The sequence below is a fragment of the Dyadobacter sp. CY351 genome (assembly GCF_021502625.1).
In the GTDB taxonomy this organism is placed as follows: domain Bacteria; phylum Bacteroidota; class Bacteroidia; order Cytophagales; family Spirosomataceae; genus Dyadobacter; species Dyadobacter chenhuakuii.
Genome location: NZ_JAKFFU010000011.1, coordinates 70,679 through 97,050, shown reverse-complemented (window position 1 = coordinate 97,050; position 26,372 = coordinate 70,679). Strand labels below are relative to the sequence as shown.

The following is a 26,372-nucleotide window of genomic DNA, read 5'->3' as shown; positions in this document are numbered from 1 at the left end:
TTATTCACTCCTAAGACACCACCCATAATGATCCTTGACAATTTTAAGTCTGTAATCTCAAAATATGAAGTAATTTTCTTTGATGCTTTTGGTGTTCTTAAAACCTATAATGGCCTTATCCCGGGCATTGAGAACACATTTGCCTATCTTCGCGAAACGGGTAAGGACTTTTATGTAGTTACCAACGATGCATCGCGGAGCCCTGAACAGCTGGCAGAATCCTATGTTAAGCTGGGCATCGACGACGTTACGCCCGACCGTATCATTTCTTCGGGAATGTTGGCGAGAGAATATCTTGAATTAAAGGTGAGAAAAGGCGTGGTTGCCTATCTGGGAACGGATAACTCTGCACACTACATTGGCTCCACTGATCTTAAAACGCTGTCAATCAGAGAGCTGGATCTTAATGCAGTTCATGATGTTAATGCATTGGTTTTTCTGGACGATGAAGGTTTCGACTGGAATACGGATTTGACCAAAACATTAAATTTGCTTCGAAAACGCAACATTCCTGTGATTGTAGCCAACACGGACAAGACTTACCCTGCTTCAAAAAGCCGCTTATCTATTGCTGTTGGCGCGTTGGCGAAAATGATTGAAGACACCATTGGCCGGCAATTCATCCGCTTCGGAAAGCCTGATCCTCAGATGTTTATTTTTGCTTACCAGCACATTAAGAACTATCCTAATGTCAATAAGCAGAACATTCTGATGGTGGGCGATACATTGCATACGGATATTTTGGGTGGCAATAAATTCGGTTTAGACACTGCCCTGGTGCTAACTGGCAATACGCAAGCGGAAGACGCAGAGGTCCGTATAAGGGCCACCGGAATTATACCAACATACATTTGCGTTTCGGCTGTCGTTGAGTAACAAGTGGTTAGCAGTTTTTGGCAAGCATTATTGGATTAATGATTTCTTTTTCCGATTTCCTGCTATTTTTGCCAAAAACTAAACTACACACACATGCTTGCCAAAACTTACGGAAGTGCCGTTTACGGCGTGGATGCGACGATCACTACGATCGAAGTAAATGTGGCCCAGGGAATGGGCTTTTACATGGTCGGGCTGGCCGATAGTTCTGTAAAAGAAAGCCAGCAGCGCGTTGAAGCCTCGCTCAAATATTACGGCTACAAAATGCCGCGGCAAAAATTGGTGGTTAATCTCGCCCCGGCCGACATCCGCAAAGAAGGCTCTGCCTATGACCTGCCCATTGCGCTCTGCATTCTCCAATCCTCGGAACAGCTAAATTGCCAGCACAATCTCGAAGACTACATTATTCTTGGAGAACTTTCACTGGATGGCATTTTAAGACCCATCAAAGGTGTTTTGCCGATTGCCATCGAAGCACGCAAGCAAGGCTATAAAGGGTTTATCCTACCGGCCGAAAATGCGCATGAAGCTGCAATTGTAAACAATGTTGACGTCATTCCTGTGGAAACCCTTGCGGACGCGATTGCTTTTTTTGAAGGCAAATCCGATGTTCAGCCCATCGTTGTGGACACGCGTGATTTATTCTTCACATCGCAGAATGAGTACGATGCTGATTTTGAGCACGTTCAAGGACAAGAGAACATTAAGCGGGCGCTGGAAATTACCGCTGCTGGTGGCCACAATGCAATTATGATCGGCCCGCCGGGAGCCGGGAAAACAATGTTAGCGAAGCGTATCCCGAGCATTCTGCCGCCATTGAGCTTGCCTGAAGCTTTGGAAACAACAAAAATCCACTCCGTTGCCGGTAAGCTTGGAAAAAGCGCTACGCTCGTTTCCAGGCGGCCTTTCCGGGCACCGCACCATTCTATCAGCGACGTGGCGCTGGTGGGCGGCGGGAGCTTTCCGCAGCCAGGAGAAATATCCCTGTCACATAATGGTGTACTGTTCCTGGATGAGCTGCCCGAATTCAAACGCTCGGTGCTGGAAGTGATGCGGCAACCATTGGAAGAACGGAAAGTAACTATTTCGAGAGCCAAAATGACGGTTGAGTTTCCAGCCAATTTCATGCTTATCGCCAGCATGAACCCTTGCCCCTGCGGCTACTACAATCACCCTGAAAAGCAATGTGTTTGCGGAACGGGCGTTGTTCAGAAATATCTCAACAAAATCAGCGGCCCGCTCCTGGACCGCATTGATCTACACGTAGAGGTTACCCCCGTTTCCTTTGATCAGATTGCCTCCACGCGCAAATCCGAGAGCAGCGAGCAGATCCGCGCCCGCGTGATCAAAGCCCGCGAAATGCAGACGGAGCGGTTCAGGAATAATAAGGAAATTTATTCCAATGCCATGATGTCGCCTGAAATGGTCAAGGAAATCTGCATTATCTCCGACCCCGGAAAAGCCCTCCTACGCACCGCCATGGAACGCCTAGGCCTCTCCGCCCGCGCCTACGACCGCATCCTAAAAGTCTCTCGCACCATTGCCGACCTCGCTGACAGCGCTGACATTCAAGTGCAGCATCTTGCTGAGGCGATTCAGTATAGGAGTCTGGATCGGGAGAATTGGGCTGGGTAAGAGCTAAAAACGACTTTTATATACATTTTTGAATTTGAAAACACACTAATAAGAAAGGATATGAGAAGCACTATTATTTCTGAAATCTTAGACCGGCCTGATGCTTACCTTATTATCGAAGAAATAAAATCTGCATTAGACCGAGAGAAAGAAAACCGGCTAAAATTTTATGACGCCATCGCCGAAAACGACAACGTTGAATTTATCAATGGCGAAATTGTTGTTCAGTCAAATGTAACAATGCGACACAATCAAGTGACGGGATTGCTACTCTGTCTTCTCAATATATATGTAGATAAGTCGGAACTCGGTTTTATCGGATCTCAAAGGTTAATGATCTCGTTAACGCGCAATGACTATCTGCCGGGCATTTGCTTTTTTCGCCAAAAAAAGTCGGCTCAATTCACCGATGATCAACTGTATTTCCCAGAGCCTGACCTTGTCATAAAAGTACTTTCCGACTCCACAGAAGCCATTGATCGCGGCTTGAAGTTTCAGGACTATCAAGCGCACGGAATTGGGGAATACTGGGTAATTGATCCAGAACATGAAACATTGGAGCAGTATCAGTTATTAGGAAAGGAATATCAGCTAATTCTAAAATCTGCACAAGGTGATGTGAGAAGCTTCGCAATTGAAGGCTTTCAAATTCCTATCAGAGCCATTTTTGACAATAAAGAATATTTGACAGTACTTCAAAACATATTAGGTTCTCAAAGTTCCTCTACACTTACTCCACCCAATTCCTGAAATAACGTTTGCCAGTAATGTGTAACATGCGGGTTGTTTTCTTTGCTTGACGCGGTGGCTTCGAAGGGGGAAACTATTGTGACCTGCGGGGAGCCTATGGTGTATTTTTCCAATTGTTTTACGTCCTCTTTCGCGTCCTGCTCGGCTTCGGAGTCTGATTTTGGGGGTTTGATGTGGAAATCGCGGCGGTCGGCGCCCTTTACGCTTTCCACCATGTCGCTGAAATAGTAGACTTTTACTTCCGAACCGCTTTCGCCCGCTTTGGCAATGACGGGCAAACTCGCCCAAATGTCGGTCGACTGGTTAGAAGCACCTGTATTTTGCTGATTAAGCTTGGCCAGCAATTGTCTCAGATAGATTCCCTTTTCTTTTTGCAACGAAAGCTGAAATGCGGTTTCAATGCCTGCGCGGTCTGTGGCATTAACGCCTTCTACATTATCTTTTTCACTTCTTACAGTAAGCGAAAGTGCGCGGGCTTTGGATGTGTTTTCGTGTATAAAATAGACTTCCAGCTTATCACCCTTGTTCTTCATGTTATTTTCAATGATATCGGTCAGCGCCTGGCGATATTTATCGTTAACATAGGCCTTATCCACATGTACACTTTGCGTTTTGTCTAAAAAGACCAATGTGTACATCGGCGCATCCGGAGCGGCTGGTTTTTCTTGTTCTTTATCACCTCCGCAGGAGCCCAGCGAAAGCATTATTACCGATAGCAGCAGCAGCTTCCACTGTGCATTGAAAGTCTTCCAAACAGGCATAGTCACCTTTAAATCCATAGGGTTAAATTGTTGAGCGAAACTAACTGGTTCACAAATATTACACAACGCGAAACGGACGATCGGCTGCATTATTTTATATAAAAACAGAAACCCCTCAAAACGTGTGCCTTGAAGGGTTTCTGCAATGTATTTTGTGAAATGTTATTTATGCTGATTCTGGATCATTGTAACCAGCTCTTCTGAGATCCCGGTTGACGAATAACCACCGTCGTGATAGAGATTTTGCATTGTCACAAATTTCGTCAGATCGGAGAACAGTGTGATTGCATAATTCGCGCAATCGTCGGCCGTTGCGTTTCCTAATGGACTCATTTTCTCAGCAAAGTCATAAAATGCATCAAAACCTTCGATTCCTGAACCAGCTTTTGTTTTGGTAGGTGACTGGGAAATGGTGTTTACACGAACATTCTTCGCTTTTCCGTAACGGTAGCCATAGCTGCGTGCAATGCTTTCCAACATCGCTTTGGCCTCCGCCATATCACTATAAAAAGAATACGTGCGCTGTGCTGCAATGTAGGATAACGCTACAACCGATCCCCACTCATTGATCGCGTCCAGCTTTTCGCCAACCTGTAAAAATTTATGTAGGGAAATTGCAGAAATATCAATGCCTTTTTGCATCCATTCGTAGTTCAGGTCTCCATAGGATTTTCCTTTACGAACATTGACAGACATTCCTATCGAATGCAGGACGAAATCGATTTTTCCGCCCAGAATTTCCATGGACTGTGTATAAAGATTTTCGATATCCTCAACAGAAGTGGCATCGGCGGGAATAATCTGTGCGTCGCATTGTTTGGCCAGATCATTGATTGCGCCCATTCGCATGGCAATCGGCGCGTTGGTCAATGTGAATGTGGCTCCTTCCTCTTTCGCTTTCAGTGCGACTTTCCAGGCGATGGAATTTTCATCCAATGCACCTGAGATAATTCCTCTTTTTCCTTTTAATAAACCGTAAGCCATGTTTTCCTTTTATAATTGATTAATTAGGATAGTCCGTTTAAGGCGGCAAAGTAAAGCATTTTTGGTTTCCTAAACCAGATCCTTTGCCCGATCCGGTTTTCGAAAGCCATTAAATCAAGGCTGTAAAACGCTATTTTCTACTGGTTTAAGGTGCAGCTTTTGCTGAAAAAACTGGTCTGTGGCGTCATAAACGCTTTTCAGATCCTTTGAGCGCAACCGGGATGCAATTACGTGGTCGCCGCTCTCGGGAAATGCTTTCAAAACTTTCTGATTATCGGGCGTGCCCAGCTCCGGGAACATTTTTTCAATGGCTTTTACCGAAACCACCTGATCCTGCTCCTCTTCGTTTTTGTAATAATAACCCACAAAAATTGGCATCTTGATTTTCTCAAAAACCTCCGGCCGGGAAATAGCGTCCATCATTTGCTGTAATGTAATGAGGCCATTGGTATGATAGCCCTGCAACCAAAATTGCGCACGCTCTGGAATGCTGTCCCGTGACTTGCTGTATTCGCCGATGGCTTTATGCAAAATCTGCTTGCCCCAGGGACGCGTAATGAGCTTTAATGTTGAGTTTTTGACCTCAATACAAGGCGAGTAAAGCACGACGCCTTTGATCTCAGGATGGGTGGCCGCGAGATAAGTGGTTAGTAAGCCTCCCGCAGATGTCCCGATCATGATCACACTGTCTCCCAGCACTTTCCCGATCGCCAATGCGCGTTTTGCGCCTTCCAGGAAATTTTCAGGCGTAAGATCCTTCAATGCGTTCGTATCCGCAATGCCGGCGTCGTGCATACGCGCCACGTATAGGTTCGCGCCATATTTTTTGGCTAAATCCTTGTGAATAGGATCACCCTCCGCCCAGCTGGCGCCAAAGCCGTGAATGTAGACAACGCTATAAGGTGTTTTCTGCTTTTTGGACGAATCGGCCCAGATAATGCGGGCTTCATTGTCGGGTTTAATGTTGGGTGTGGCCTTTTCGGTTTGGTTAATTTCTTGTTCCAATGCGGTCAAATTACTGGTTACCGCAGGCAAAACGGGCGTGAGTTCCGCCTCCGGGACTTTCGGTCCGACGAGGTAAACGATGCCCAGGACCGCGATGATTCCAACAATCCAAAGTAGGAATTTTAACATTTTTTATGAGTTAAGAAGGTTTATCAATATTATCTTGCAAACATAATTTAATTATCCTTCCCCATGCCGAATCTTTTACTCGTCGAGGACGATGCCAACCTGGGATCTTTGCTTCAGGAATATTTGATAGATAAAGGCTTTCCTACCGATTTAGCTACTGATGGGCAAAAAGGCTGGCAATCATTTGTAGACAAAACCTACGACCTCTGCATTTTCGATGTGATGATGCCTAAAAAAGATGGGTTTTCTCTCGCTAAGGAAGTGAGAATGACCGGTCGTGACGTGCCCATTATCTTTTTAACGGCAAAGTCCATGAAAGAGGACACCATGCAGGGTTTTCGGGTGGGCGCAGATGATTATGTAACAAAACCGTTTGATAGGGAAGAGTTGTTGTTACGCATTGAAGCCATTTTACGCCGCTATAAAAAACAGCCGGACGCGCCGGAAGAAGCGAAGACATTTCAGGTGGGTCAATACACATTTGATTATGACCATCAGCAGCTTTCTGCAAATGATAAATCGGTGCGGTTGACTAGTAAGGAGTCGGAATTGTTAAAATTGTTTTGCCAAAATCTCAATCAGCCGATCAGCCGCAGTTTTGCTTTGAAAACGATCTGGGGTGATGATTCCTATTTCAATGCGCGGAGCATGGATGTTTACATTACCAAATTGCGAAAATATCTTCGTGAGGACACTTCTATCCAAATCATGAACCTGCACGGCGAGGGTTTCAAGTTGATGGTGGGCTGATTCGGGCCTCTAATTTTGGGTAAAGAATTTCAAAAAACGTTTTTGCCGGAAACTCTAACATTTTCCGGATGGTTCTTTACCTAGTCACATAGTAAAAATGCCGACAGCCAACCGCTGATCGCCGCAAGCCAATCAATCATGATCAATATATCCCGTCGTCCGCGACGCAATAGAAAATCTTCTGCCATCAGGGATCTGGTTCAGGAAACGACGCTTCAGGTTTCTGATTTTATTTATCCAATGTTCGTTCAGGAAGGCACAAACCTCAAAATTGAGGTGAAATCTATGCCCGGCATTCACCGTTATTCGCTGGATAATTTGCTGGAAGAACTGAAAGAAGTCACAGACCTGGGCATCCGCGCCATTGACCTTTTCCCTAATTATCCTGAAAGCAAAAAAGATCGTTTTGCCTCTGAAAGTCATCAGGAGCACACATTTTATCTCAAAGCGATCACTGCCGTCAAGGAAAAATTCCCCGAACTGGTCATTATGACGGACGTTGCCATGGACCCATACAGCTCTGATGGTCACGACGGTTTGGTTGAAAACGGTAAGATCCTGAATGACGCAACATTGGAAATCCTGGGCAACATGTCACTCGCGCAAGCCAAAGCAGGCGCCGACATTCTGGGACCGAGCGATATGATGGACGGGCGCGTCGGATACATTCGTAAGCATCTTGACGATCATGGCTTTACGGATGTAAGCATTATGTCTTACTCAGCCAAATACGCCAGCGCATTCTACGGACCTTTCCGCGATGCATTGGAATCCGCACCAAAATTCGGAGATAAAAAAACCTACCAAATGAACCCGGCCAACAAGCGCGAAGCATTGCTTGAAGCGCAGCTGGATTTTGAGGAAGGCGCTGATATGCTGATGGTTAAGCCCGCATTATCCTATCTCGACATCATCCGCCAACTGGACGAAAACTTCGACATCCCCATCGCCGCCTACAACGTCTCAGGCGAATACGCCATGATCAAAGCCGCCGCAGCAAACGGCTGGCTCGACGGCGACCGCGCCATGATGGAAGTCCTCACCAGCATCCGCCGAGCCGGCGCAAAATGCATATTAACATACTTCGCGAAGGAAGCGGCGGTGATTTTGAACAGATAATCGCTATCTTCAAGTTGATAAAACACCAAACTCTGCCCATGAAAAAAATATTATTGTCGGCGGCGCTTTTCGCCTGCCTAACCTCCTATTCAGCCTACGCTCAAAAGAAAACGAACTCCCTTCCCGAATTCCAGATAAAAAAGGCCGATACCGAAGCGCATATGCGGTTTTTGGCGGCGGATGAGTTGTTGGGGCGCAGGACTGGGGAACAGGGGAACCTCGTGGCGGCGCGGTACATTGCGGAGCAGTTCAGGAAGCTGGGCGTGGTGCCGGTTCCGGGAAATGGGACAAATAATTCGACTTATTTCCAGAATGTCCCTTTTGAGAAAATGGGCGCTAATGGAAGTGGGGAGATCATTGCGGATGCGGAGGTGATGAAAAGTGGCGTGGACTGGATCCTGATGAATGGCGATGAAATGACTGTTAAGGCGCCGATCGTTTATGCGAGTTTTGGTTTGGTTAATGCCGATAAAAATCAGGACGATTATAAAGATCTGGATGTGAAAGGTAAGATTGTGCTCGTGGAAAGCGGCACGGCAGAGACGCAGACGCCGCGTGAAATCATCAATACTTCCAATGAAAAGCGTAAAACGGCGATGGATAAAGGCGCCATTGCGGTGATTGAATTGTTCAATGCACCTATCCCCTGGAATGTAGTAACCAAAAACTTTTCTGGTGAGAAATTGTCGTTGATCGAGGGAACGGGAGCTGAAAAATCTATTCCGCACGTTTGGATCAATGGTAAAGAAGCCAAATATGCACGGGCGTTGCGGGCTGCGAAAGAGGTGGAATTCAAAACCTCCGGTCGGAAATCACAGACTGTAAATAGCTACAATGTCGTAGGTTACATTGCCGGAACCGATCCAAAACTGAAAGAAGAATATGTGCTGTTAAGTGCTCACTATGACCACATTGGCATAGGAAAGCAAGGGGGACAACCTTACACTGCGGAAGACAGCATTTTCAATGGAGCGCGGGACAATGCTTTTGGAACCGTTGCTTTACTCACTGCTGCCGAGGCACTTGCCAAAAATCCGCCGAAGCGTTCAGTGCTCATTGTTGCATTGACAGGCGAAGAAATTGGCTTGCTGGGAAGCAAATATTACGCTTCTCATCCGCTAATGCCTTTGAACAAATGTATTTTTAACATTAACTCGGACGGCGCAGGTTACAATGACACGACCATTGTTTCTGTAATGGGCTTAGACCGGACCGGAGCGCGGGCGGAGATAGAGGCGGCTTGTAAGGCATTCGGCCTGGGCATTTTTGCCGATCCTTCGCCGGAACAAGGCCTATTCGACCGTTCGGATAATGTGAACTTTGCAAAAGAAGGAATCCCTGCACCGACATTCACGCCTGGTTTTAAAGAATTCAATGGTGATATCATGAAAAACTATCACCAGGTTTCTGATAATCCGGAGACGATTGATTTTAATTATTTACTGAAATTCAGCCAGGCTTATGCTTATGCAACTCGCTTAATTGCGGATCGGAAAGTGGCTCCGCAATGGAGTGCAGGCGATAAGTATGAAGCGGCTGCTAAGAAGTTGTATGGGAAGTAGTTAGGTTAGCATCCCTGTCAGCCTGAGCGGAGTCGAAGGCAGGTCACTCCTTGGGTGACGTGCCTTCGACTCCGCTCAGGCTGACAGACAGAGGAACAGTGTCAAGCCTACTTCTTATTATAAAAATCAAACACGTTTTTCAAATCAAGGTCACTCTTTAGGGTGGCCTTGTTTTCTTTTATGTAAGCTTCAACTTCCTTTTCTTTATCTGCCATCAGCGCCAAAACAGCCTTCTTGCCAGCATTAAACTTCTCTGGCTTGCTGTTTGAAATCACATAATAATCACTATCCAGCCGCACAATCGTGTTTTTCTGGCCGGTTCCGAAGCCTGGGTTGTAGTTGGGTTTTGTGATTTTGGGTTTGTAATGTTTTATCAAGGTTAGTTTGCCGGAGCTGAGGACTTCGCAAACGCCTTTGAGATCCGTACCTGGAGTTAAAGATTTGATGCTGACGAAGCGTTGTGACGTCCCGCGATTTTTGGTTTCAAAACTCTTTATATAACTGGATTTAATGACCCGGACGTCATTCTTTTTGGCCAGCACTTCCAACTCATCGTTCAGGACATTATAGCGAATGGTTATGCCCGCCAGACTGTCTGATTCCATGCCTCCGAACTGGGTCATAGGTGCATTGAGCTTAACGGATCCTTCGTGCCATAATGAATCAATGTAGAAGTCGCCGATCACATTGGAGGATTCGGTCGGGGATGACCAAAAAACACCGGATCTATCCGTATTAAGGCCTTTTCCGGTTGCTACGCCTACTTTTGTTCCTTCGCTCAGTTGTGCTTTTACAGCGCCGACGGAACATGTCAGCGCTGCTAGTATGCTTAGAAAATATTTCATCTGGTCAAACTTTTGGCTTGCAGTTCAACATTATCTTGCTCCCGGAGGGCAATTCTTTTTAAGATAATCCGTGAATAAGCTTCTCAAATGCTTTGATGTCCCTTCGCCTTCTGAAATGCCATGCGAGCGGTTAGGGTAAGGCATGAATTGGAATACTTTATCATGCTTAATGAGCTCGTTGACAAGCATTTCAGCATTTTGATAATGCACGTTATCATCTCCTGTTCCATGAATGTAAAGCAGGTTTCCTCTCAGATTTTTGGCATGCGTAATCGGCGATCCTTTGACAAAATCTTCGCGGTTCTCCTGAGGAACGCCCATGTAACGCTCCTGATAAATGTTGTCGTAAGTCAGCTGATTGGCCACAGCGGCCACGGCAATGCCGGTTTTGAAATGCTGCGGATATTGGAACAACAAATTCAATGTGGACGAGCCGCCACCGCTCCATCCATGTACGGCAACGCGGCTGGTGTCGATGAACGCATATTGCTTGAACATGGCCGTTGCGGCGCCGTCGATATCCTTAATGTTGATTGTTCCGATGTTTTTATAAATCGCTTTCCGCCAGGCAGCTCCTTTTGGCGACGGCGTTCCGCGGTTGTCAACAGAAGCATAAATGTAACCATCATCGGCCATGCTTCCTGAATAAAGGCGGTTGCGGCCCGTTCCATAAACGTCTTTCACGGTGCTTCCAGCTGGCTCACCATAAACCATAAACACGATCGGATATTTTTTAGCCGGGTCAAAGTTGGTTGGTTTCACCATCCAGGCGTCTATTTCAACTCCTTCCGCGGTTTTTACCTTGAAAAACTCAATGTTTAACTTCGCAGCATTGATCTTGTCGGTGGATTGTGCAATGGAGTTTGCCGGGTCGATTGAAACGTGCTTTGGCAAAGATATCCACTCCTGTAACGGGGCGGTTTTGGCATTGGAAAACTGATGTCTGGCAAATTTTCCACCCGGAGAAATCTCATAACTATGTGTTCCCGACTGATTGGCAGGCGTTATGCGCTCCGCTTTCCCTTTTCCGTCCAGTGAAATTTTATACAAATATGTCTGCGTAGCATTATCAGGCGATGCGGTGAAGTAGTAGACATTGTTTTTCTCATCAATGCGCACCGGATTGATCATATCGAAGTTTCCGATGGTGATCAAAGTCTCTTTTTTCCCATCACGGCTTACGCGGTAGGTGTGGCGCCAGCCATCTTTTTCACTAACCCAGAGGAACTCCTTGCCATTGTTAATCCAATCCCAGCCCATCGGGTCATTTTCCCAACGGCTTTTAATGTCAATCCAGGCGGCGTCTTTCTCTGTGTAAAATGGTTTTGCACTTCCGTCGGTTGTATTAATGTATAACAGTGTGCTTTCGTTTTGTTTGCGGTTTAATTGCTGGATCACCAGCTCATTCGGCATGCCCGACCACTCCATTCGAGGCACATAAGTGTTTTGCGGATCGCCCGGAATGTTCATCCATTTGGTTTGCGCGCTTGCAATGTCTACAACGCCAATTTTATAAGGAGAAGGCGTTTCACCCACTTTCGGATATTCCACAGGAACATTAAATGAGTAGATAGAATCTGTGGTGTTGATCATCAGGAAGTTGCGGATCTTGCGCGCGTCCAGTTGCCAGTAAGCGATGGATTTGCTGTCGCCGCTCCACCGGAAACCATCGCGGCAATCGAATTCCTCTTCGTAAGCCCAGTCAAATGTTCCGTTAATGACGCGGTCGGTGCCGTCGGTGGTAAGTTGTTTTATTTCACCGCTTTGAATGTCTTCCGCATAGACATTATGCTTGCTTACATAACCTGCTTTTTTTCCATCCGGGGAGAATTTTGCGAACATTAAGGAGGATGCCGGCAATCCTTTGCCGAGCTGTTTCAATGTTTTACCAGCAACATCAAAAACCCAATAATCCCCACGCGTCTGATAACGCCATACGCGCTTTGAATTGGTGTATATCAACACTTTATCACCCGCCTGACTCATGGTGTAACTCCTGATTTCCATTGGAGACCCATCTGCTTTTTTAAGTAAATCCTGTGCTACGATCACTTTTTCTTGTCGGGACGGCAATGTAGTTTCTACAATTCCCTGCTCGGTAACATCACGATAGCCGGTTCCGTCGGGGAGCCATTGAAATGTATCCGGAATTTGGGCTTGAATTTGAAAAGTAAGCAGTATTAAGATTAATGTGCTGACAAAGTGCTTCATCTGAAAATTTTGGTAAATAGATAGTACGACAACTAAGTTACACAAACTTAATATATTTGATCAGAACGATCCGATTTTTACTCTTTTGCCTTGGAGCGCTTCTGTTTTTTCAGCGCCTCGCTCAGCAAAAATTCGATCTGACCATTCAAACTACGAAAATCCTGCTGTGCCCAAGCTTCGAGTTCTTTGAGCATATCAGGATTTACGCGTAAAACAAATGCTTTTTTTTCTGCCATATTAAGGATACAAAGTGCCCGCGTTCAGGATCGGGGTTGCCGCTTTTTCACCGCAAAGTACAACAAGCAAATTGCTTACCATAGCCGCTTTCCGCTCTTCATCGAGCTGGACAATCCCTTTTTCGGAAAGCATGGCCAAGGCCATATCCACCATTCCTACCGCTCCATTCACAATCTGCCTGCGTGCTGCCACAACGGCCGACGCTTGCTGGCGCTGTAACATGGCCCCCGCAATTTCCGGGGCATAAGCAAGGTGACTAATGCGTGATTCCAGGACATCAATGCCGGCACGGCTCAAACGTTCGGTCAGCTCGGCTTCCAGCATTTCATTGATTTTTCCGCTTCCATCGCGTAATGTTACTTCCTGGATTTGCAGGTCTTCATCTTCCATCGTGTCATACGCATACACTCCGGCGAGATGCCTTACCGCTGCTTCCGACTGGATTTCAACGTATTTTACATAATCATCCACTTCAAAAGATGCCTTTGCAGTGTCACCCACGCGCCATACCACCACGGCGGCGATTTCGATGGGGTTACCAAGCTTGTCGTTTACCTTTAATTTCTGACCATTGAGGTTTCTGGCACGCAGGCTTATTTTTTTTCTGCGAAACAACGGATTAACCCAGCGCAAGCCGCTTTGCTTCATGGTACCCATATAGTCGCCAAAAAACGTAGTTACAACAGCTTCATTGGGATTAATGACTGTCAGGCCAATTAGGATAATAAACCCTATTCCGAAAACCAGGCCACCGCCAAGCACAGAGCCGGCTGCTGCAACGAAACCTACGCCAGCAAACATTAAAAGCAGGCCGAGCCCAAAGAGCGCATAGCCTGAGGACGATCGTAATTCTTTCTCATTCATGATCATATTTATGATAGTAAAGTGATATCACAATATTATCAAATCAGGATCAGATTCTGTTGTTTTTTAGGACAAAAAAATTCCAAAGCTTTTGACCGGCTTTGGAATTGGATAAGTGGCAGATCTCCTGATTCAGTTCATTTGAAAATTGATCGGCAAATTGTATTTTACTCTCACCACTTTCCCGCGCATCATGCCGGGCTCCCACATTCCGCTCATCTTTTTCACCACGCGCAATGCTTCATCGTCAAGCCCGAACCCGATGCCGTTTTCAACCTTATAGTCGCACATGCTGCCGTCTTCACAAACCACGAACGAAAGATAAACGCGACCCGTAATGCGTCTTTGGGCTGCGTCCATGGGATATTGGATGTTTTCGGCTAAAAATTTATAAAACTTGTTGAGTCCTCCCTTAAACTGCGGCTGAACGATTGCATTGTCGTAAGTCCGTTTCGCTCCATCCTCATAAGCGATGCCTTGCTGCAGCTTTCCTTTGTCATCATATGTTTCCTCATAATGCAGGGTCCCGTCTGCCCATTTCCCATGCCATTTCCCGCTCTTCCGGCCTTTTGAAACAGCGCCTTCCTCGGTGAGTAATTTCGATGCGCTGATCCTGGTTACAGACTTCCAGTAACCGTCGCCGTCCTTTACAATCTGTGTTCCATCCCTGTTCCAGGCATTAAAAAACATTCGCTCCTGATATTCATTGCTTTTCACGGCCGGCATTTCTGTAACCGTTTGGATCTGCCCATTGTCATACCACGACAAATGCAGGGTCGCACTATCAGAAACCACCGTAATGTCCCTAACTACACCATTAAGGTCATATTTTTTGATCAATGATGCTTTATTGCCAACACCATATTCTGTATAGGCGAGCAACTTCCCGTTCATTTGAAATGTGGCTTCCGATGAGTGGCTTGCCTCGTTATCGTCCCTGGCAATCACCTGATAGGCCTTCACAGAGTCGACAGCGTCATTCAAGAGATTCGTATGATACCAGATCTCTTTCTTTTTAAAGGGAACCCGGGCTACTTCTTTCCATTTCGAGCCTTTTAATTGTTCATAAATTACATCACTGCTTATGTAACCTTGGTCGTTAACAGGCATTATGCTCCTGTATTCATACTTTTTAGGATCTTTGGCAATTCTGTAACGGTCATCGAAATAGTTAACGATCGCGAATTTAGTGCTGTCGAAGCTGGTATTTGGGGGTGTTTTAAAAGCAATGGGATAAATCATAGACTGCCGCACTTTCTCACCATTCAATGTTGCCGGTTTCCAGGCTTTATACAGGCTCATAATGCGGATCGCTTCTTTATTCGTCAGCGAATCCAGTCCTTTTGAAATTTCGAGCTGGGACATGCTGCCATCGGGTTCTACGATGCCTTTAACATAAACCCGGCCATTGACTCCCTTCACTCCGCTTAAAAATGGAATCCGAACATTGGAAGCAATAAACTGGCTCAGATACGACACTCCGCCGGTTGGCTCCGCGCCCTTTTCAACTTCGTGGGGAAGGTAGATTTTTTGCCCGTAAACAGATGCACTGAACAGGCAGAATAAGAGAAGAAGTCGGTTCATAGATTGTAAAAATATTCAATCAAATATAAAAAAAGTATTCTTTTGAATTTCATATGTAACCGCAAATAACCCCTAAATACTTCTACAAGCCGGTTTTAAGAGTTTGCAACCAAATTCTTAACCATCTGATAACCTGCCAGTAACATCCAGGTAATGTTAAATGAGAATATTTGTAATATGGGAGATACAACTCACTTCAGAACAATCATCATTTCTGACTTACACCTCGGAGCAGGTGGTTCGAAGGCGGAAGAGGTTACTAATTTTTTGAAAAGCTATTCCTGCAAAAAGCTTATCCTGAACGGCGACATCATTGATGCCTGGCAACTGAAAAAATATGGGGTCTGGAAACGGAAGCATACCATGTTCTTCAAGCGGGTTCTGAAGATGATCGAGGAAAACAAGACCAAGGTGATTTACATCCGCGGAAATCATGACGATTTCCTGGATCAGATCATCCCCCTGAGGCTTGGAAAGCACTTCCAGATCCGGAAAGATTACATTCTCACATCAGGTTCTCAACGATATTATATTACACACGGCGACGTTTTTGACTCTATTACCACACACCTGAAATGGCTCGCTTACCTGGGAGATATGGGTTATACATTTCTTTTATGGGTAAACAAGCTCTATAACCGATATCGCGAATGGCGGGGGTTATCGTATTATTCACTCTCACAGCGCATTAAGCAGTCTGTAAAGATGGCGGTGAACTACATGACCGATTTTGAAGAGAAGCTTACTGAGCTGGCGCGTTCCAGAAATTGCGACGGCGTGATCTGCGGGCACATTCATCACCCGGCAATCCGCGAAATCGATGGCATTATGTACATGAATTCCGGTGACTGGGTAGAAACATTAAGCGCATTGGTTGAAGATTTTGAAGGAAACTGGAGCCTGCTGTATTATGATCAGCATACGGTTCAGGAGAAGGGTTTTTCCAAAAAATCGGCGAACAAAACGATCATTGAAAACTTCCCCGCAAGCATGGATAAGCAGGTTGCATTTTCAAGTTTGCTTCCCGGGAAAAACCAGCGGTTCCTATGAAAATCCTTTTCTTGGTTCAGGGAGAAGGGCGCGGACATTTGACGCAAGCCATTTCAATGAGCCAAATTCTGGGCCATGCCGGACATAAAGTTGCAGCGGCAATGGTAGGCGTATCCCCCGGACGCGTTATTCCGGCATTTTTTGAGGAACAGGTTGCTGCACCGGTTTTTCATTTCTCTGCACCTAACATTGTTTATAACAGCCAGGCCGAGGGGATTAATTTAAAGGCAACTGTTTACAACTTGCTTAAAAATCACAGCGCCTATTTAGCCGGGCTGCGCCTGATCCACAACACAATTCAGGACGTTAAGCCCGATCTGATCATTAGTTTTTACGAGACGTTCAGTGGCATGTATAATGTGCTATATCGGTCCAAAATTCCGATGGTATGCGTCGCGCATCAGTATCTCCTCTTGCATCCGAAATTCATTTTTCCGAAAAACAGCAAGGTTAATCAGCTGATTATCAATTTCAATTCAAAACTTACGTCCTGGCTTGCGGTTAAGCGCCTGGCGTTGTCGTTCCGGGAGATCGAATCGAGGAATGACCTGAAAATAACGGTTGTGCCACCATTATTACGCAAGGAAGTGGTTCAGATGCAGACAATTAAGGAGAATTTCTTCCTGGTTTACATGACACATCACAGCCTTAGCAAGCAAATTATCCAATGGCACCTGTCGCATCCTGAGGTGAAATTGCATTGCTTTTGGGATAATGCGGAGGTTTCCGATGAATTTGTTTATGATGAAACATTAACTTTTCATCGCATTAACAGCAAAAAATACCTCCAAATGCTGGCAAGCTGCACTGCGCTGGTGACAACGGCGGGTTTTGAATCGGTTTGCGAGGCAATGTATCTTGGCAAGCCGGTAATGATGGTGCCCGTTCCCAATCATTTTGAACAGGAGTGTAATGCCATGGACGGCGTCATTTCCGGTGCCGGCGTCACTTCACGATCGTTTGACCTCTCTGTTATCCTTGACTATTTACCTAAACACCTGGACCAGGCGCAGAAATTTCGCGCCTGGTATCACCGTGGTGAAGCAATGTTCTTGAGAGAAATTGAGTCTTTCGACATAAAAAGTAAAGCAACTGCTGCACAGGTCTAGAAACTGATTCCCAACCTGAGCGCTAAGCGGTTGTAAACCCTGTCTTCCCAGCGTTCCAGCTGATTCCATTGAGGGACTTTGGTAATATGCGCTTCCTGCCGTTTATAGCTCATTGTGAATGTAACTGCCGTGCCGCCCGGCTTGCCCATGCGAAGGCCCAGGCCGGGATTCAACATGAGCCCGCCGGTGGTTCCGAAACCATCTGAGTCATCCTGAAACCATGCAAAGCCGTAACCCGCATCAGCCGTTGCGAATAGCTTTACGTCGCCTTGGTTTGTCAGATCATATCTGACTCCTGCTGAGATAGGATTCAGCAGCGCTGTTTTATACCAATCTATCCCCACAGTCACACCGGCAGCCAGGCGCTTACTTAGCATGACTCCGTTGAATGTCTGTAAGGTCAGATTTAACCTGTTGTCCACCTGGCTCTGGCCGTTGTTGCCTTGAAAGTCATATTTTACCCTGCCAAACAGGCCACCGAATTCGGTATGGTTCGTGTATTTCAGCGGAATGTGGTTCTGCGCATGCAAACTGCTCGCCATGAGCAAGGAGCTTGCCATAATTAGAAATGCTAACTTTTTCATCGGGATCGTTTTGAAGAGGAATGCCTAGATCGCTTTGCCGACCGGAATTTTACTAAGCAGCCGCAGATCCTTCGGATTGCTGGAATCGTATTGGTAAAATCCGTCTTTTCCAATGAGCAGTAATGTTTTTCCCAATGAGATCACATCAAAGGCGTCCATATCCTTGCAGTGGGCGAGCAGATTTTTGTCGATTTTGAATTTATCTTTTACATCAAAAACTTTAAGCCCATGCTCGCCTTCGCAAAGGAACAATGTGGGCGAGTCAATGCTTAAACCGTGCGGATTTTCCATTTGATAGCTTTTGATAAGCTGTGGCGAGGAAGGATTGCTTACATCTACGAGGTCCAGCTGATTCTGCGATCCCTGGCAAAATGTTCCGGTCCTGATCGTTACATAGGCAATGTTGTCCTGCACCACCACCGGATCGCACGCGCGGCCATGCTGGAATGTAGACAATTGTTTTGGCTCCGCCGGATTGCTGTTGTCAAAAATGAACATTCCGGTGTTGGAGCCGATGAAAAGCTTGTTGTCGTGCGGGAAAATGGTCTCAATCCCCCACCCGAAGTTTATGGTTGAGAAATCTTTTGGTTTCGAGGGAATAGCAACATCAAAAAGATGCAGGCTGTTTTGCGTTACCGTGTATAGGAAGTTCTGATGCAGTGCAAACCGCGCCATGGAGCCTGCTTTTCCACTGCTTCCGCCGGAACTGGGCGCCGATGACGATGATCCGGAAAACGACGACTGAGCAAAGGAGTCATTCATCCATCCGCCCCACCAGCCCGGATTTACACCTTCCTCGCAATTTACAGTGACCGTTTCAGTTACAAAATCTACATTCTGATCGTTGATAGCGCCTGTTGTTTCGTTCAATGTCCAGGTGCCGCCATCGAAAAGGCCGTTTTTGAAGACATTCTTAATCCGTTGCATTTCTTTTGGATTCGAAGGATCGCTGACGTCAATCGCGAGGAGATCCGAAAAGCTGTCGGCATACAGAATGTTGTCACGAACCGCCATATCACCGTTTCCAGGTATACGGATGAAGGTTATAAATTCGGGGTGCGATTTGTCTTTATTATTGATGATGTGAATCCCTGATTTGATCTCATTTACAAAAAGATAATCGCCCTTAATGTACATTTTACCAGGCCGTTCCAGCGCTCTGGGTGATTCGTTCTTAACCATCGTCCGCAGCTCCAGAAGAGAGTGTGTAACATTGGTAAAGCGCCTGGTAATACGCGTTTCCTTGCATTGGTCGTTGCATGACCAGCACATTGCAGCAAGAAATAATAACAAGAGTAAAGGATTAAGTTTCATAGCAGTTAGATTATAGAGGCCAGTAATAATTACATTTAAACTTGACTTATTGCATGACACGGTGATTTTGTAAATGGTTGTAATACAAAACAAAATCGTCCGAAAGCAAGGCCTCCGGACGATAACGCACCCCGAAAATGCCAGGACTACCGGCATTTTTTATCTTAAATATCTTTATGGCTGAAAGACCCTGCTATTTGCTTTCAGGGTTCTTGATCCTGCCCATGAAAAGTATCGTATTCGATGTATTTTCGCTGATGATCAATGCAAACGGACGATCACAAAGCACCTGTTGGTTGGGGCCAACGGATGTCATGCCCACTCCGATCGAAGTCACTGCCGCAGCTTCTGTTCCTTTTTCATCAATGCCTAAGTAGGCGTCTTGCTTTACGAAATCCACAAACAGGTCCGCTTTCGGATTTATTCTGCCCAGTTCGGCCTGGGTAGTAAATGCTTTTTGAATACCCATTTCTTTCAAAGTTTCTTTGAGCTGAGCCGAATATTCCAATGTAAATCTGGGTAAGCCTACTTCAATGTTTGCTTCCGGCATTCCTCCGCGAATCCGGTCCCAGTCGCTTGCATTGAAGCTTGTGAGCATGTTATCCACCGTATTTTGCCCTTTCGGAACGAGTAATGTCATATTGTACTGCCCGTTTCCATAAGGAAGCTGGACCGCCGAATAGGTTTCGGTGCTGGTTGTTTTAAATTTTGATTTGGTAAACATCATTTTAACTGGTTTACCGCTCCCGTTTTCCAGCTTAAATGTTTCTTCTCTGGTATTCTTGGCGTCAAACTGATATTTCCAGTCTCCTTTGAAATACAATGCGTTCAGCAGGAACATGACGTGCTCAGGCTTGATCTCATCTATTACTTTTTTGATCTTACCATTTGTTTTATCACTCGCCCATTGGTTAATCTTGTCTTTGGCTGCATTATCAAACGGAAGACCGGTTGCCTCTGCATTGAAGGAATTTTTCAAAACAGATTGGAAGTCGGGCTGCACACTGAAACCGCTTTTATACCAAAGAGAATTTGCGAGGCCAAGGCTCACTTTCGAATCTGCGATGGGCAGATCGTTCAGCAGCGTTTTGTACGCATTGTTAAGATCTGTGAGCGAAACGCCTTCCATTTGCAGGCTTTTCAGTATTTCGTCGGCCGTTTCCTTCTCGGCTCCATTGAGCAGCATACCCAATGCCATATGCAGGCTCAGCGGTGATACGAACAGGTTTTTGTCCGAAGCCTCTGTCTGCTGTAAGGTGTGAAGGAATTTAAATGAAAATTCATTTGTCCCTGCTGAAATGCGGGAAGGAACCTGAACCGGATAAATCGGGTCCGGCAAATTGTCCGGACCCGGATTGTCGTTGGTACAACTGATGATCGTACCGGCAATGATTCCTGGGATTAATAATGTTTTAAGAATCTTGTTCATGGCTAATAGATCGTTTTTAATCTACATTATCCTAGAAACTCAAAATCAAAAAATGGTTGGAACTGATTTGGATTTATTTCAAAAAGAATAGCGCATTCCCCATGAAACGCCGTACAGATACGGCCGGGAATCCAGGCTCTGCGTAGACCGAAAACCTGATGTTACCGATTTCTGGTAAGATCCTGTCAGGTTTGCATTCCAGCGCGGGGAAAGCCTGTAATTAAATCGCAGACCGGTTGTGGCTGCCCAGTTCATGCTTCTGTAAATCTCGTCGCTGGCCTTTGTGGTGATGATTTCACCTGATGCGGATTCCAACTCATTGCTGAGGAAGAAATTAGCCATCATACCGCCTAAGATAGAAGCATTAAATTTTTTCTCGGGATAAAGCGTAAACCCGGCCTGAACGGGGAGTTGCAGATATTGATAGTTGTTGCTTACTGTTTTGGCTACATCAATATAGAGTGCACCATTGTTAACAAAATCAGCAGTTTTATCACCATTTACCCCTGCATAACCAGAGGCCAGACCCGCATAAGCGTTTTCCAGAACATTCGCAGACTTGTTGCTGAATGCATTCAAAACATAGCCGCCACCTTCATAAGTCGAATTTCCTTTCAGATAACTCACACCCATTTCCAGGGACCAATGCTTGGAAATTTTCATCCCACCTTGTGTTTGTACGGCATAGGAAGCACCTGCTTCGCTCGTTCCGGAAACTGCTCTACGCATGGATAATGATTGCCCTGAGAAGCCTACGGGAGCTTCCTTTACAGTAAGATTAGGATTGAAAGATGCTGGCATAAGGCTCAGCCCAGCGTAATATTCGGTGTGTTTTGCCGGCGCCAGAGGCTCTTCCTTGATAACGTCAGGCTGGAAAAACACATAGCGCTTCTGCATGTGAATGTCCAGGTCGCTGTAAGGTGTTGTCGGCAATAATGCTACCGCCATTGTGGATTCGGACGGAGCATTCGCAACATTTGCCGGAGCATTAGCGACATCTGCCACACCATTAGCAAGGCCTGCATTGTTATCTATGACCGAAGCCGCAGGTGTTTTAGTGTTCGTAAAAGCTGGTTTTTCGGATGACGTCGAAGCGGCGCTTTCTGGCGATCTCTCTAATGCTAATATCTGATTTTCATTGCTGATGGCAGGCTTACGAATAGCAGTTGCGCTTCCCTTCTTGCTTTTCACAACAGCCAGTTGCTCTTGACCAGCATCTGCACTTGTTTCAGTTTGTTGACTTTTCTCAGTTGGAGCGCTTGTTTCAGCTTGTGAATTTGCCTCGGCGTCTGCGCTTTTTTCAGCCTCTCCTATTCCACCTTCCGGTGTCTGGTTGTCAGTTGTTACACCTTCTTTTGCATTTTGTTTGACAGCAATTTCAGTATTAATTTTATTTCCGCTCATTTTTGAATTGGAATACCAAATCCCACCACCCACCAGCAAAAGTGCTACAATGGAGGCTGCTGCATACCATAGCCTCGATGACTGCCACCAAAGCGGCAGTATCATTCCTTTATCCTGCTGATCGAGACGTGCTTCTATGCCCTCCCAAACTGATTGAGGAGGAGCCTCGGAGGCTTCTTTCAAAGCCTTTCGCCACTGATCTTCAAAGTTGTTTATCTCGGACGGATCCATCATTAAATCTTTTTTCTTTGTTCAATTTTTGTTGAAGGAGCCCTCTCGCCCGCGCATATTGCGACTTTGAGGTTCCTTCTGATATGCCCAGCTTTTGGGCTATTTCATTGTGCTGATAACCTTCAATGGCATAAAGGTTAAATATGGTCTGACATCCGGTTGGCAACTCTTTTATGACTTCCAAAAGTTGTTTCAACTGAAAATCCCCCAATGTTACTTCCCTATCAGCAATGCCATTATGGTGTAAATCAATGTCATCCAGGTCTTTCAGATATTTCTGCTGCCTCAGATGGTTCAATGCTGTGTTCACTACAACAGAACGGAGCCAATACTCCAACGGGCTATCGTTTCTGAAAGAATCTATATTTTCATAAATCTTAATGAACGCATCCTGTAAAACATCCTCCGCATCGGTCCGGTTTTTAGTGTAACGCAGGCATATAGCAAACAGCTTGCCCCCGAAGACATCATAAAGTTGTCTTTGGGCAGACCGGTTGCGCTGCTTGCAGCCTTGCACTAATTCCTGTTCGTTAAAGGTCATCCGAAGTTTAGGGGTGCTTCGTTCGGTTTATTGTTATAAAAATCAGCACCGCTATCCCAAAGATAGATGAATACTGCTTCATGGCTAACGCATTGCACAATTCTGACCAGGGCAATTCGTATTAGGTTGGACACGATGCACATTGAAATGGTTGGAAAAAGTAAAAAAGGTTTTTTGATAATGTTTGCTACATTACATGCCGGAACTAATCATTGATACATATCCTTTTATTACAAGTGAAGTAAACGCTAAGGTATTTCTGTACACCTAACTTCTATCACCTATGAGCCAATACATGGTTGAAATTCAACTTCCGGCTGTTATGTCGGAAGATTTTACAGCGAAAATACCTGCTCAAAGAAAAAAGATTAATGAAATGATGGAGCAGGGACGGCTGATGTCCTATGCCCTTTCGGAAGATTACTCCAGACTTTGGTGCGTGGTAAGAGCAGATAGCGAGTTTGAGGTAATGTCACTTGTGTCTGAATTCCCGCTGATTGATTATATGGATCCAAAAATTTCCAAACTCATGTTCAACAATGTGGTTGCACTGAGGTTGCCGATGTTTTCTTTGAACTAGGCCGAAGACCATACAAAAAGCCCTGTTACGAGACCGTAGCAGGGCTTTTTGCTTTTAACTCAATTATAGTTTTCGCTCAATAAGTCTCATGATCTTGCCCAATTCTTCGGCATCGACTTCACTGAAATCATTTAATTCATCACTATCCACATCCAGCACCATGGCCACAGTTCCATTCCGGTGAAAAACGGGTAAAACGATTTCTGATTTGGAAGCGGAATTGCAGGCAATGTGGCCCGGGAATTCTTCAACGTCGGGCACTATCAATGTTTTTTTCTGGGAGTAACTGGCTCCGCAGACACCTTTGTCGAATGCAATGCGCGTGCAGGCGATCGGCCCCTGAAATGGCCCGAGCACTAATTGGCCTTCTTTTACGATATAAAATCCAACCCAAAAGAAGCCGAATGCTTCCTTCAATGCCGCGGCAACATTGGCCAGATTGGCGATGAGGTCACTTTCTGTTGTTACTAATGCTTCGATTTGTGGAAACAGGGCTCTGTAAACCGTCGCTCTGTCTGTGCTTGTGGGGACTATTAGTTCTTCTGCCATATTGGTAAATATCTTTGTCAATTATTGAAACAGGCCTGGAAGTCGATTAGTTACCGCAACCTTTGGAAAAGATAACGGGTTAAATACTAATTTTAAGTCCATTTAGTTTAAAACGAATGATCCAAAGACATATCCTATTAATGGACGGCCCCGATCACAAGGGCTTGATTTACCAGGTTACCCGCATCCTTTTTGCTCATAATCAGAACATTATCCGCAACGATGAATATGTAAGCCCATCCAAATATTTCTTTATGCGGACGGAGTTTGAGGGCGAGACGGACATTGATAAGTTAATGGACGTTCTGAAATCTGATTTACCAGCCGGCCTGAACCTTCGCATTAATCCTAAAAAGAAAAAGGACATTGTGCTCATGGTGACTAAGGAGCACCATTGCTTAGGCGAACTTTTGATCAGATACGCATTTGACGAGCTGGATGCCACAATTCTGGCCGTGATCAGCAATTACAACACATTACAGCCGCTGGTTGGCAAATTTGGCATTCCTTTTCACTTCATTTCCCACGAAAACCGCACGCGGGAAGAGCATGAAGAAGCTATTTTGAGAACACTGGACATTTACCGTCCGGAATATCTGGTTCTGGCCAAATACATGCGCGTCATCACCCCCAATTTTGTCAATCAATTCCCGGACAAGATCATTAACATTCACCATTCCTTCCTTCCTGCGTTCATCGGCGCAAATCCTTACCGGCAGGCTTATGAGCGCGGCGTCAAAATTATTGGAGCCACGGCGCATTTTGTAAACAACGATTTAGATGAAGGGCCTATCATTGCGCAAGACGTAAAATCTGTAGATCACAGGCAAACTGCATCGGATATGGCTACACTGGGAAGGGATACGGAAAAGGGTGTTTTGTCGAAGGCGTTGAAGCTGGTTTTCAATGATCGCGTGTTTATCCACGGCAACCGGACCATTATCCTGTAACAAGAAAAAAGCCCTTAGTCAGAATCACCGAGGGCTTTTTGCAATCTGATGGATGTTATTGAATATGTAATGTTACAAATAATTCTTTAAAACATCAAATTCAGATTCAATGGGTTATGCTTTTTAATGATTTTCTAATTATTCCACTGGGATCGCCGTTCTGGCCAAATCTACCAGATCCGCGTCGTTCACTTCCTTCTTCAAATCGGCTACTTCAAGGAATCTTGTATATAATTCGTCCAATGCTGGCTTGTCGAAGCTGAATCCAAGTAATTCTAGGCGGTGCTTCAAAGCATGTCTACCACTACGGGCAGTCAAAACGATGTCCGACTTATCCACACCCACATCCTGCGGGTTCATAATTTCGTAAGTCAACTGGTGTTTTAAGAAACCATCCTGGTGAATTCCGGATGAATGTGCAAACGCATTACGTCCCACAATCGCCTTATTCGCCTGAACCGGCATGCGCATCATTTTCGAAACCAGCTGGCTCGTTGGATAAATGAATTGCGTGTTAACTCCCGTTTCCAAACCAAGTTCTTTGTGGACTGTCAAAGCCATCACAACTTCTTCCAAAGACGTATTTCCAGCTCTTTCACCAATTCCATTGATCGTAACCTCAACCTGGCGCGCTCCCTGGCTTATGCCCGCGATAGAATTCGCAGTCGCCAATCCCAAATCATTGTGGCAGTGAATGGAAATAACCGCTTTATGAATGTTCGAAACGTTCTCGAAGATGTATTTGATTTTGGACCCATACTCGTCCGGAAGGCAATATCCGGTTGTGTCCGGAATGTTTACCACTGTTGCGCCAGCACCAATCACTGCTTCAACCAATTGCGCAAGGAAAACGAGATCCGCACGTCCTGCATCTTCGCAATAAAACTCCACGTCCTCAACCTTGCTTTTTGCGTATTTCGTGGCCGTAATCGCTCTTTCGAGGATCTTTTCCCGTGTTGTATTGAATTTGTGCTGAATGTGAATGTCCGAAGAACCGATGCCCGTGTGAATGCGTCCGCGACGTGCGTATTGCAATGCATTGGCAGCCGCATCAATGTCGCCCGGCACCGCCCGCGAAAGCGCGCAAATGATAGGCTCGCGCACTGCTTTGGATATTTCAACAACAGAATTAAAATCGCCAGGGCTTGAAACCGGAAAGCCGGCCTCAATAATGTCTACACCGAGTTTTTCGAGCTGCTTGGCTACAACAACCTTTTCTTCTGTCGTTAATTGGCTGCCTGGAACCTGCTCGCCGTCTCGCAAAGTTGTGTCGAAGATCTGGACTCGATTACTCATTGGTGGGTATCAAAATTTTAATG

General features: G+C 45.6%; 25 protein-coding genes. 10 read left to right on the top strand and 15 right to left on the bottom strand.

Annotation, left to right across the window (positions count from 1 at the left end; all coding sequences use genetic code 11):
- The first annotated feature begins 27 nt into the window (after positions 1-27).
- The 3 genes from L0660_RS19535 to L0660_RS19525 all read left to right on the top strand — a co-directional run bounded on the left by L0660_RS19535 (position 28) and on the right by L0660_RS19525 (position 3,261).
- Entirely contained in the window at positions 28-876 is an 849-nt protein-coding gene (locus tag L0660_RS19535; protein ID WP_233799123.1) for a TIGR01459 family HAD-type hydrolase, read from the top strand.
- Positions 877-969: 93 nt separating this feature from the next.
- Positions 970-2,511, top strand: a complete 1,542-nt coding sequence (locus tag L0660_RS19530; RefSeq protein ID WP_235160978.1) for a YifB family Mg chelatase-like AAA ATPase — start codon at positions 970-972, stop codon at positions 2,509-2,511.
- Between the two features lie 60 nt (positions 2,512-2,571).
- Positions 2,572-3,261, top strand: a complete 690-nt coding sequence (locus L0660_RS19525; RefSeq protein ID WP_235160974.1) for a Uma2 family endonuclease — start codon at positions 2,572-2,574, stop codon at positions 3,259-3,261.
- Here L0660_RS19525 and L0660_RS19520 read toward each other — a convergent pair.
- The 3 genes from L0660_RS19520 to L0660_RS19510 form a co-directional block, all read right to left on the bottom strand.
- Positions 3,225-4,040: a hypothetical protein gene (locus L0660_RS19520; RefSeq protein WP_409013440.1), complete on the bottom strand. Its 816-nt coding sequence runs from the start codon at positions 4,038-4,040 to the stop codon at positions 3,225-3,227. The two genes, L0660_RS19525 and L0660_RS19520, sit on opposite strands and share 37 nt — an antisense overlap.
- 144 nt (positions 4,041-4,184) lie before the next feature.
- A complete protein-coding gene (locus L0660_RS19515; RefSeq protein WP_026631967.1) occupies positions 4,185-5,006 on the bottom strand; it encodes an enoyl-ACP reductase in 822 nt (273 codons plus the stop codon).
- 114 nt (positions 5,007-5,120) lie between these two features.
- Positions 5,121-6,140, bottom strand: coding sequence for a carboxylesterase (locus L0660_RS19510; protein ID WP_233799126.1), 1,020 nt, complete (start codon positions 6,138-6,140; stop codon positions 5,121-5,123).
- A gap of 63 nt (positions 6,141-6,203) precedes the next feature.
- On the opposite strand from L0660_RS19510, the gene L0660_RS19505 reads away from it, so the two are divergent.
- From L0660_RS19505 to L0660_RS19495, 3 genes are all read left to right on the top strand, one after another.
- Positions 6,204-6,890, top strand: coding sequence for a response regulator transcription factor (locus L0660_RS19505; protein ID WP_026631965.1), 687 nt, complete (start codon positions 6,204-6,206; stop codon positions 6,888-6,890).
- A gap of 138 nt (positions 6,891-7,028) precedes the next feature.
- Positions 7,029-8,009 carry a porphobilinogen synthase gene (hemB, locus tag L0660_RS19500; protein WP_235160973.1) on the top strand — a complete coding sequence of 327 codons (981 nt, stop codon included), beginning with the start codon at positions 7,029-7,031 and terminating at the stop codon, positions 8,007-8,009.
- A 38-nt stretch (positions 8,010-8,047) separates the two neighbouring features.
- Complete coding sequence (locus L0660_RS19495; RefSeq protein ID WP_235160970.1) at positions 8,048-9,571, top strand: M28 family peptidase; 1,524 nt, start codon at positions 8,048-8,050, stop codon at positions 9,569-9,571.
- 107 nt (positions 9,572-9,678) lie between these two features.
- Here the strand turns inward: L0660_RS19495 and L0660_RS19490 are convergent, their stop codons facing one another.
- The 5 genes from L0660_RS19490 to L0660_RS19470 all read right to left on the bottom strand — a co-directional run bounded on the left by L0660_RS19490 (position 9,679) and on the right by L0660_RS19470 (position 15,312).
- Positions 9,679-10,416 carry a hypothetical protein gene (locus tag L0660_RS19490; RefSeq protein ID WP_235160967.1) on the bottom strand — a complete coding sequence of 246 codons (738 nt, stop codon included), beginning with the start codon at positions 10,414-10,416 and terminating at the stop codon, positions 9,679-9,681.
- A gap of 30 nt (positions 10,417-10,446) precedes the next feature.
- The gene (locus L0660_RS19485; protein ID WP_235160965.1) at positions 10,447-12,627 is read right to left on the bottom strand and encodes a DPP IV N-terminal domain-containing protein; all 2,181 of its coding nucleotides are present in this window, start codon (positions 12,625-12,627) and stop codon (positions 10,447-10,449) included.
- A 77-nt stretch (positions 12,628-12,704) separates the two neighbouring features.
- Positions 12,705-12,863: an Arc family DNA-binding protein gene (locus L0660_RS19480; RefSeq protein WP_157486768.1), complete on the bottom strand. Its 159-nt coding sequence runs from the start codon at positions 12,861-12,863 to the stop codon at positions 12,705-12,707.
- Between the two features lies 1 nt (position 12,864).
- The gene (locus L0660_RS19475; protein WP_235160964.1) at positions 12,865-13,728 is read right to left on the bottom strand and encodes an SPFH domain-containing protein; all 864 of its coding nucleotides are present in this window, start codon (positions 13,726-13,728) and stop codon (positions 12,865-12,867) included.
- Between the two features lie 132 nt (positions 13,729-13,860).
- Entirely contained in the window at positions 13,861-15,312 is a 1,452-nt protein-coding gene (locus L0660_RS19470; RefSeq protein ID WP_235160963.1) for an energy transducer TonB, read from the bottom strand.
- A gap of 177 nt (positions 15,313-15,489) precedes the next feature.
- On the opposite strand from L0660_RS19470, the gene L0660_RS19465 reads away from it, so the two are divergent.
- Together L0660_RS19465 and L0660_RS19460 are read left to right on the top strand one after the other, a co-directional pair.
- The gene (locus tag L0660_RS19465) at positions 15,490-16,362 is read left to right on the top strand and encodes a UDP-2,3-diacylglucosamine diphosphatase (protein ID WP_235160961.1); all 873 of its coding nucleotides are present in this window, start codon (positions 15,490-15,492) and stop codon (positions 16,360-16,362) included.
- On the top strand, positions 16,359-17,471 hold the full coding sequence (locus L0660_RS19460) for a glycosyltransferase family protein (RefSeq protein ID WP_235160959.1): 1,113 nt from the start codon (positions 16,359-16,361) through the stop codon (positions 17,469-17,471). The genes L0660_RS19465 and L0660_RS19460 overlap by 4 nt, the downstream gene beginning before the upstream one ends.
- Here the strand turns inward: L0660_RS19460 and L0660_RS19455 are convergent.
- From L0660_RS19455 to L0660_RS19435, 5 genes are all read right to left on the bottom strand, one after another.
- Positions 17,468-18,055, bottom strand: coding sequence for a hypothetical protein (locus L0660_RS19455; protein WP_235160958.1), 588 nt, complete (start codon positions 18,053-18,055; stop codon positions 17,468-17,470). The two genes, L0660_RS19460 and L0660_RS19455, sit on opposite strands and share 4 nt — an antisense overlap.
- 24 nt (positions 18,056-18,079) lie before the next feature.
- A complete protein-coding gene (locus tag L0660_RS19450) occupies positions 18,080-19,369 on the bottom strand; it encodes an LVIVD repeat-containing protein (protein ID WP_235160957.1) in 1,290 nt (429 codons plus the stop codon).
- A gap of 193 nt (positions 19,370-19,562) precedes the next feature.
- Positions 19,563-20,798 carry a serpin family protein gene (locus L0660_RS19445; RefSeq protein ID WP_235160956.1) on the bottom strand — a complete coding sequence of 412 codons (1,236 nt, stop codon included), beginning with the start codon at positions 20,796-20,798 and terminating at the stop codon, positions 19,563-19,565.
- Positions 20,799-20,876: 78 nt separating this feature from the next.
- The gene (locus L0660_RS19440; RefSeq protein ID WP_235160955.1) at positions 20,877-22,436 is read right to left on the bottom strand and encodes a hypothetical protein; all 1,560 of its coding nucleotides are present in this window, start codon (positions 22,434-22,436) and stop codon (positions 20,877-20,879) included.
- The gene (locus tag L0660_RS19435) at positions 22,405-22,974 is read right to left on the bottom strand and encodes an RNA polymerase sigma factor (protein WP_235160954.1); all 570 of its coding nucleotides are present in this window, start codon (positions 22,972-22,974) and stop codon (positions 22,405-22,407) included. Before L0660_RS19435 ends, L0660_RS19440 begins: the two co-directional genes overlap by 32 nt.
- Before the next feature lie 283 nt (positions 22,975-23,257).
- On the opposite strand from L0660_RS19435, the gene L0660_RS19430 reads away from it, so the two are divergent.
- Positions 23,258-23,554: a muconolactone Delta-isomerase family protein gene (locus tag L0660_RS19430; RefSeq protein ID WP_026631951.1), complete on the top strand. Its 297-nt coding sequence runs from the start codon at positions 23,258-23,260 to the stop codon at positions 23,552-23,554.
- A gap of 63 nt (positions 23,555-23,617) precedes the next feature.
- Here the strand turns inward: L0660_RS19430 and L0660_RS19425 are convergent, their stop codons facing one another.
- On the bottom strand, positions 23,618-24,103 hold the full coding sequence (locus tag L0660_RS19425) for a GAF domain-containing protein (protein ID WP_235160953.1): 486 nt from the start codon (positions 24,101-24,103) through the stop codon (positions 23,618-23,620).
- A gap of 140 nt (positions 24,104-24,243) precedes the next feature.
- Here L0660_RS19425 and purU point away from each other — a divergent pair, with 140 nt between their 5' ends.
- Positions 24,244-25,053, top strand: a complete 810-nt coding sequence (gene purU / locus L0660_RS19420; protein WP_026631949.1) for a formyltetrahydrofolate deformylase — start codon at positions 24,244-24,246, stop codon at positions 25,051-25,053.
- Positions 25,054-25,191: 138 nt separating this feature from the next.
- Here purU and L0660_RS19415 read toward each other — a convergent pair whose 3' ends face one another.
- Positions 25,192-26,349 carry a 2-isopropylmalate synthase gene (locus L0660_RS19415; RefSeq protein WP_235160952.1) on the bottom strand — a complete coding sequence of 386 codons (1,158 nt, stop codon included), beginning with the start codon at positions 26,347-26,349 and terminating at the stop codon, positions 25,192-25,194.
- Positions 26,350-26,372: the final 23 nt, after the last annotated feature.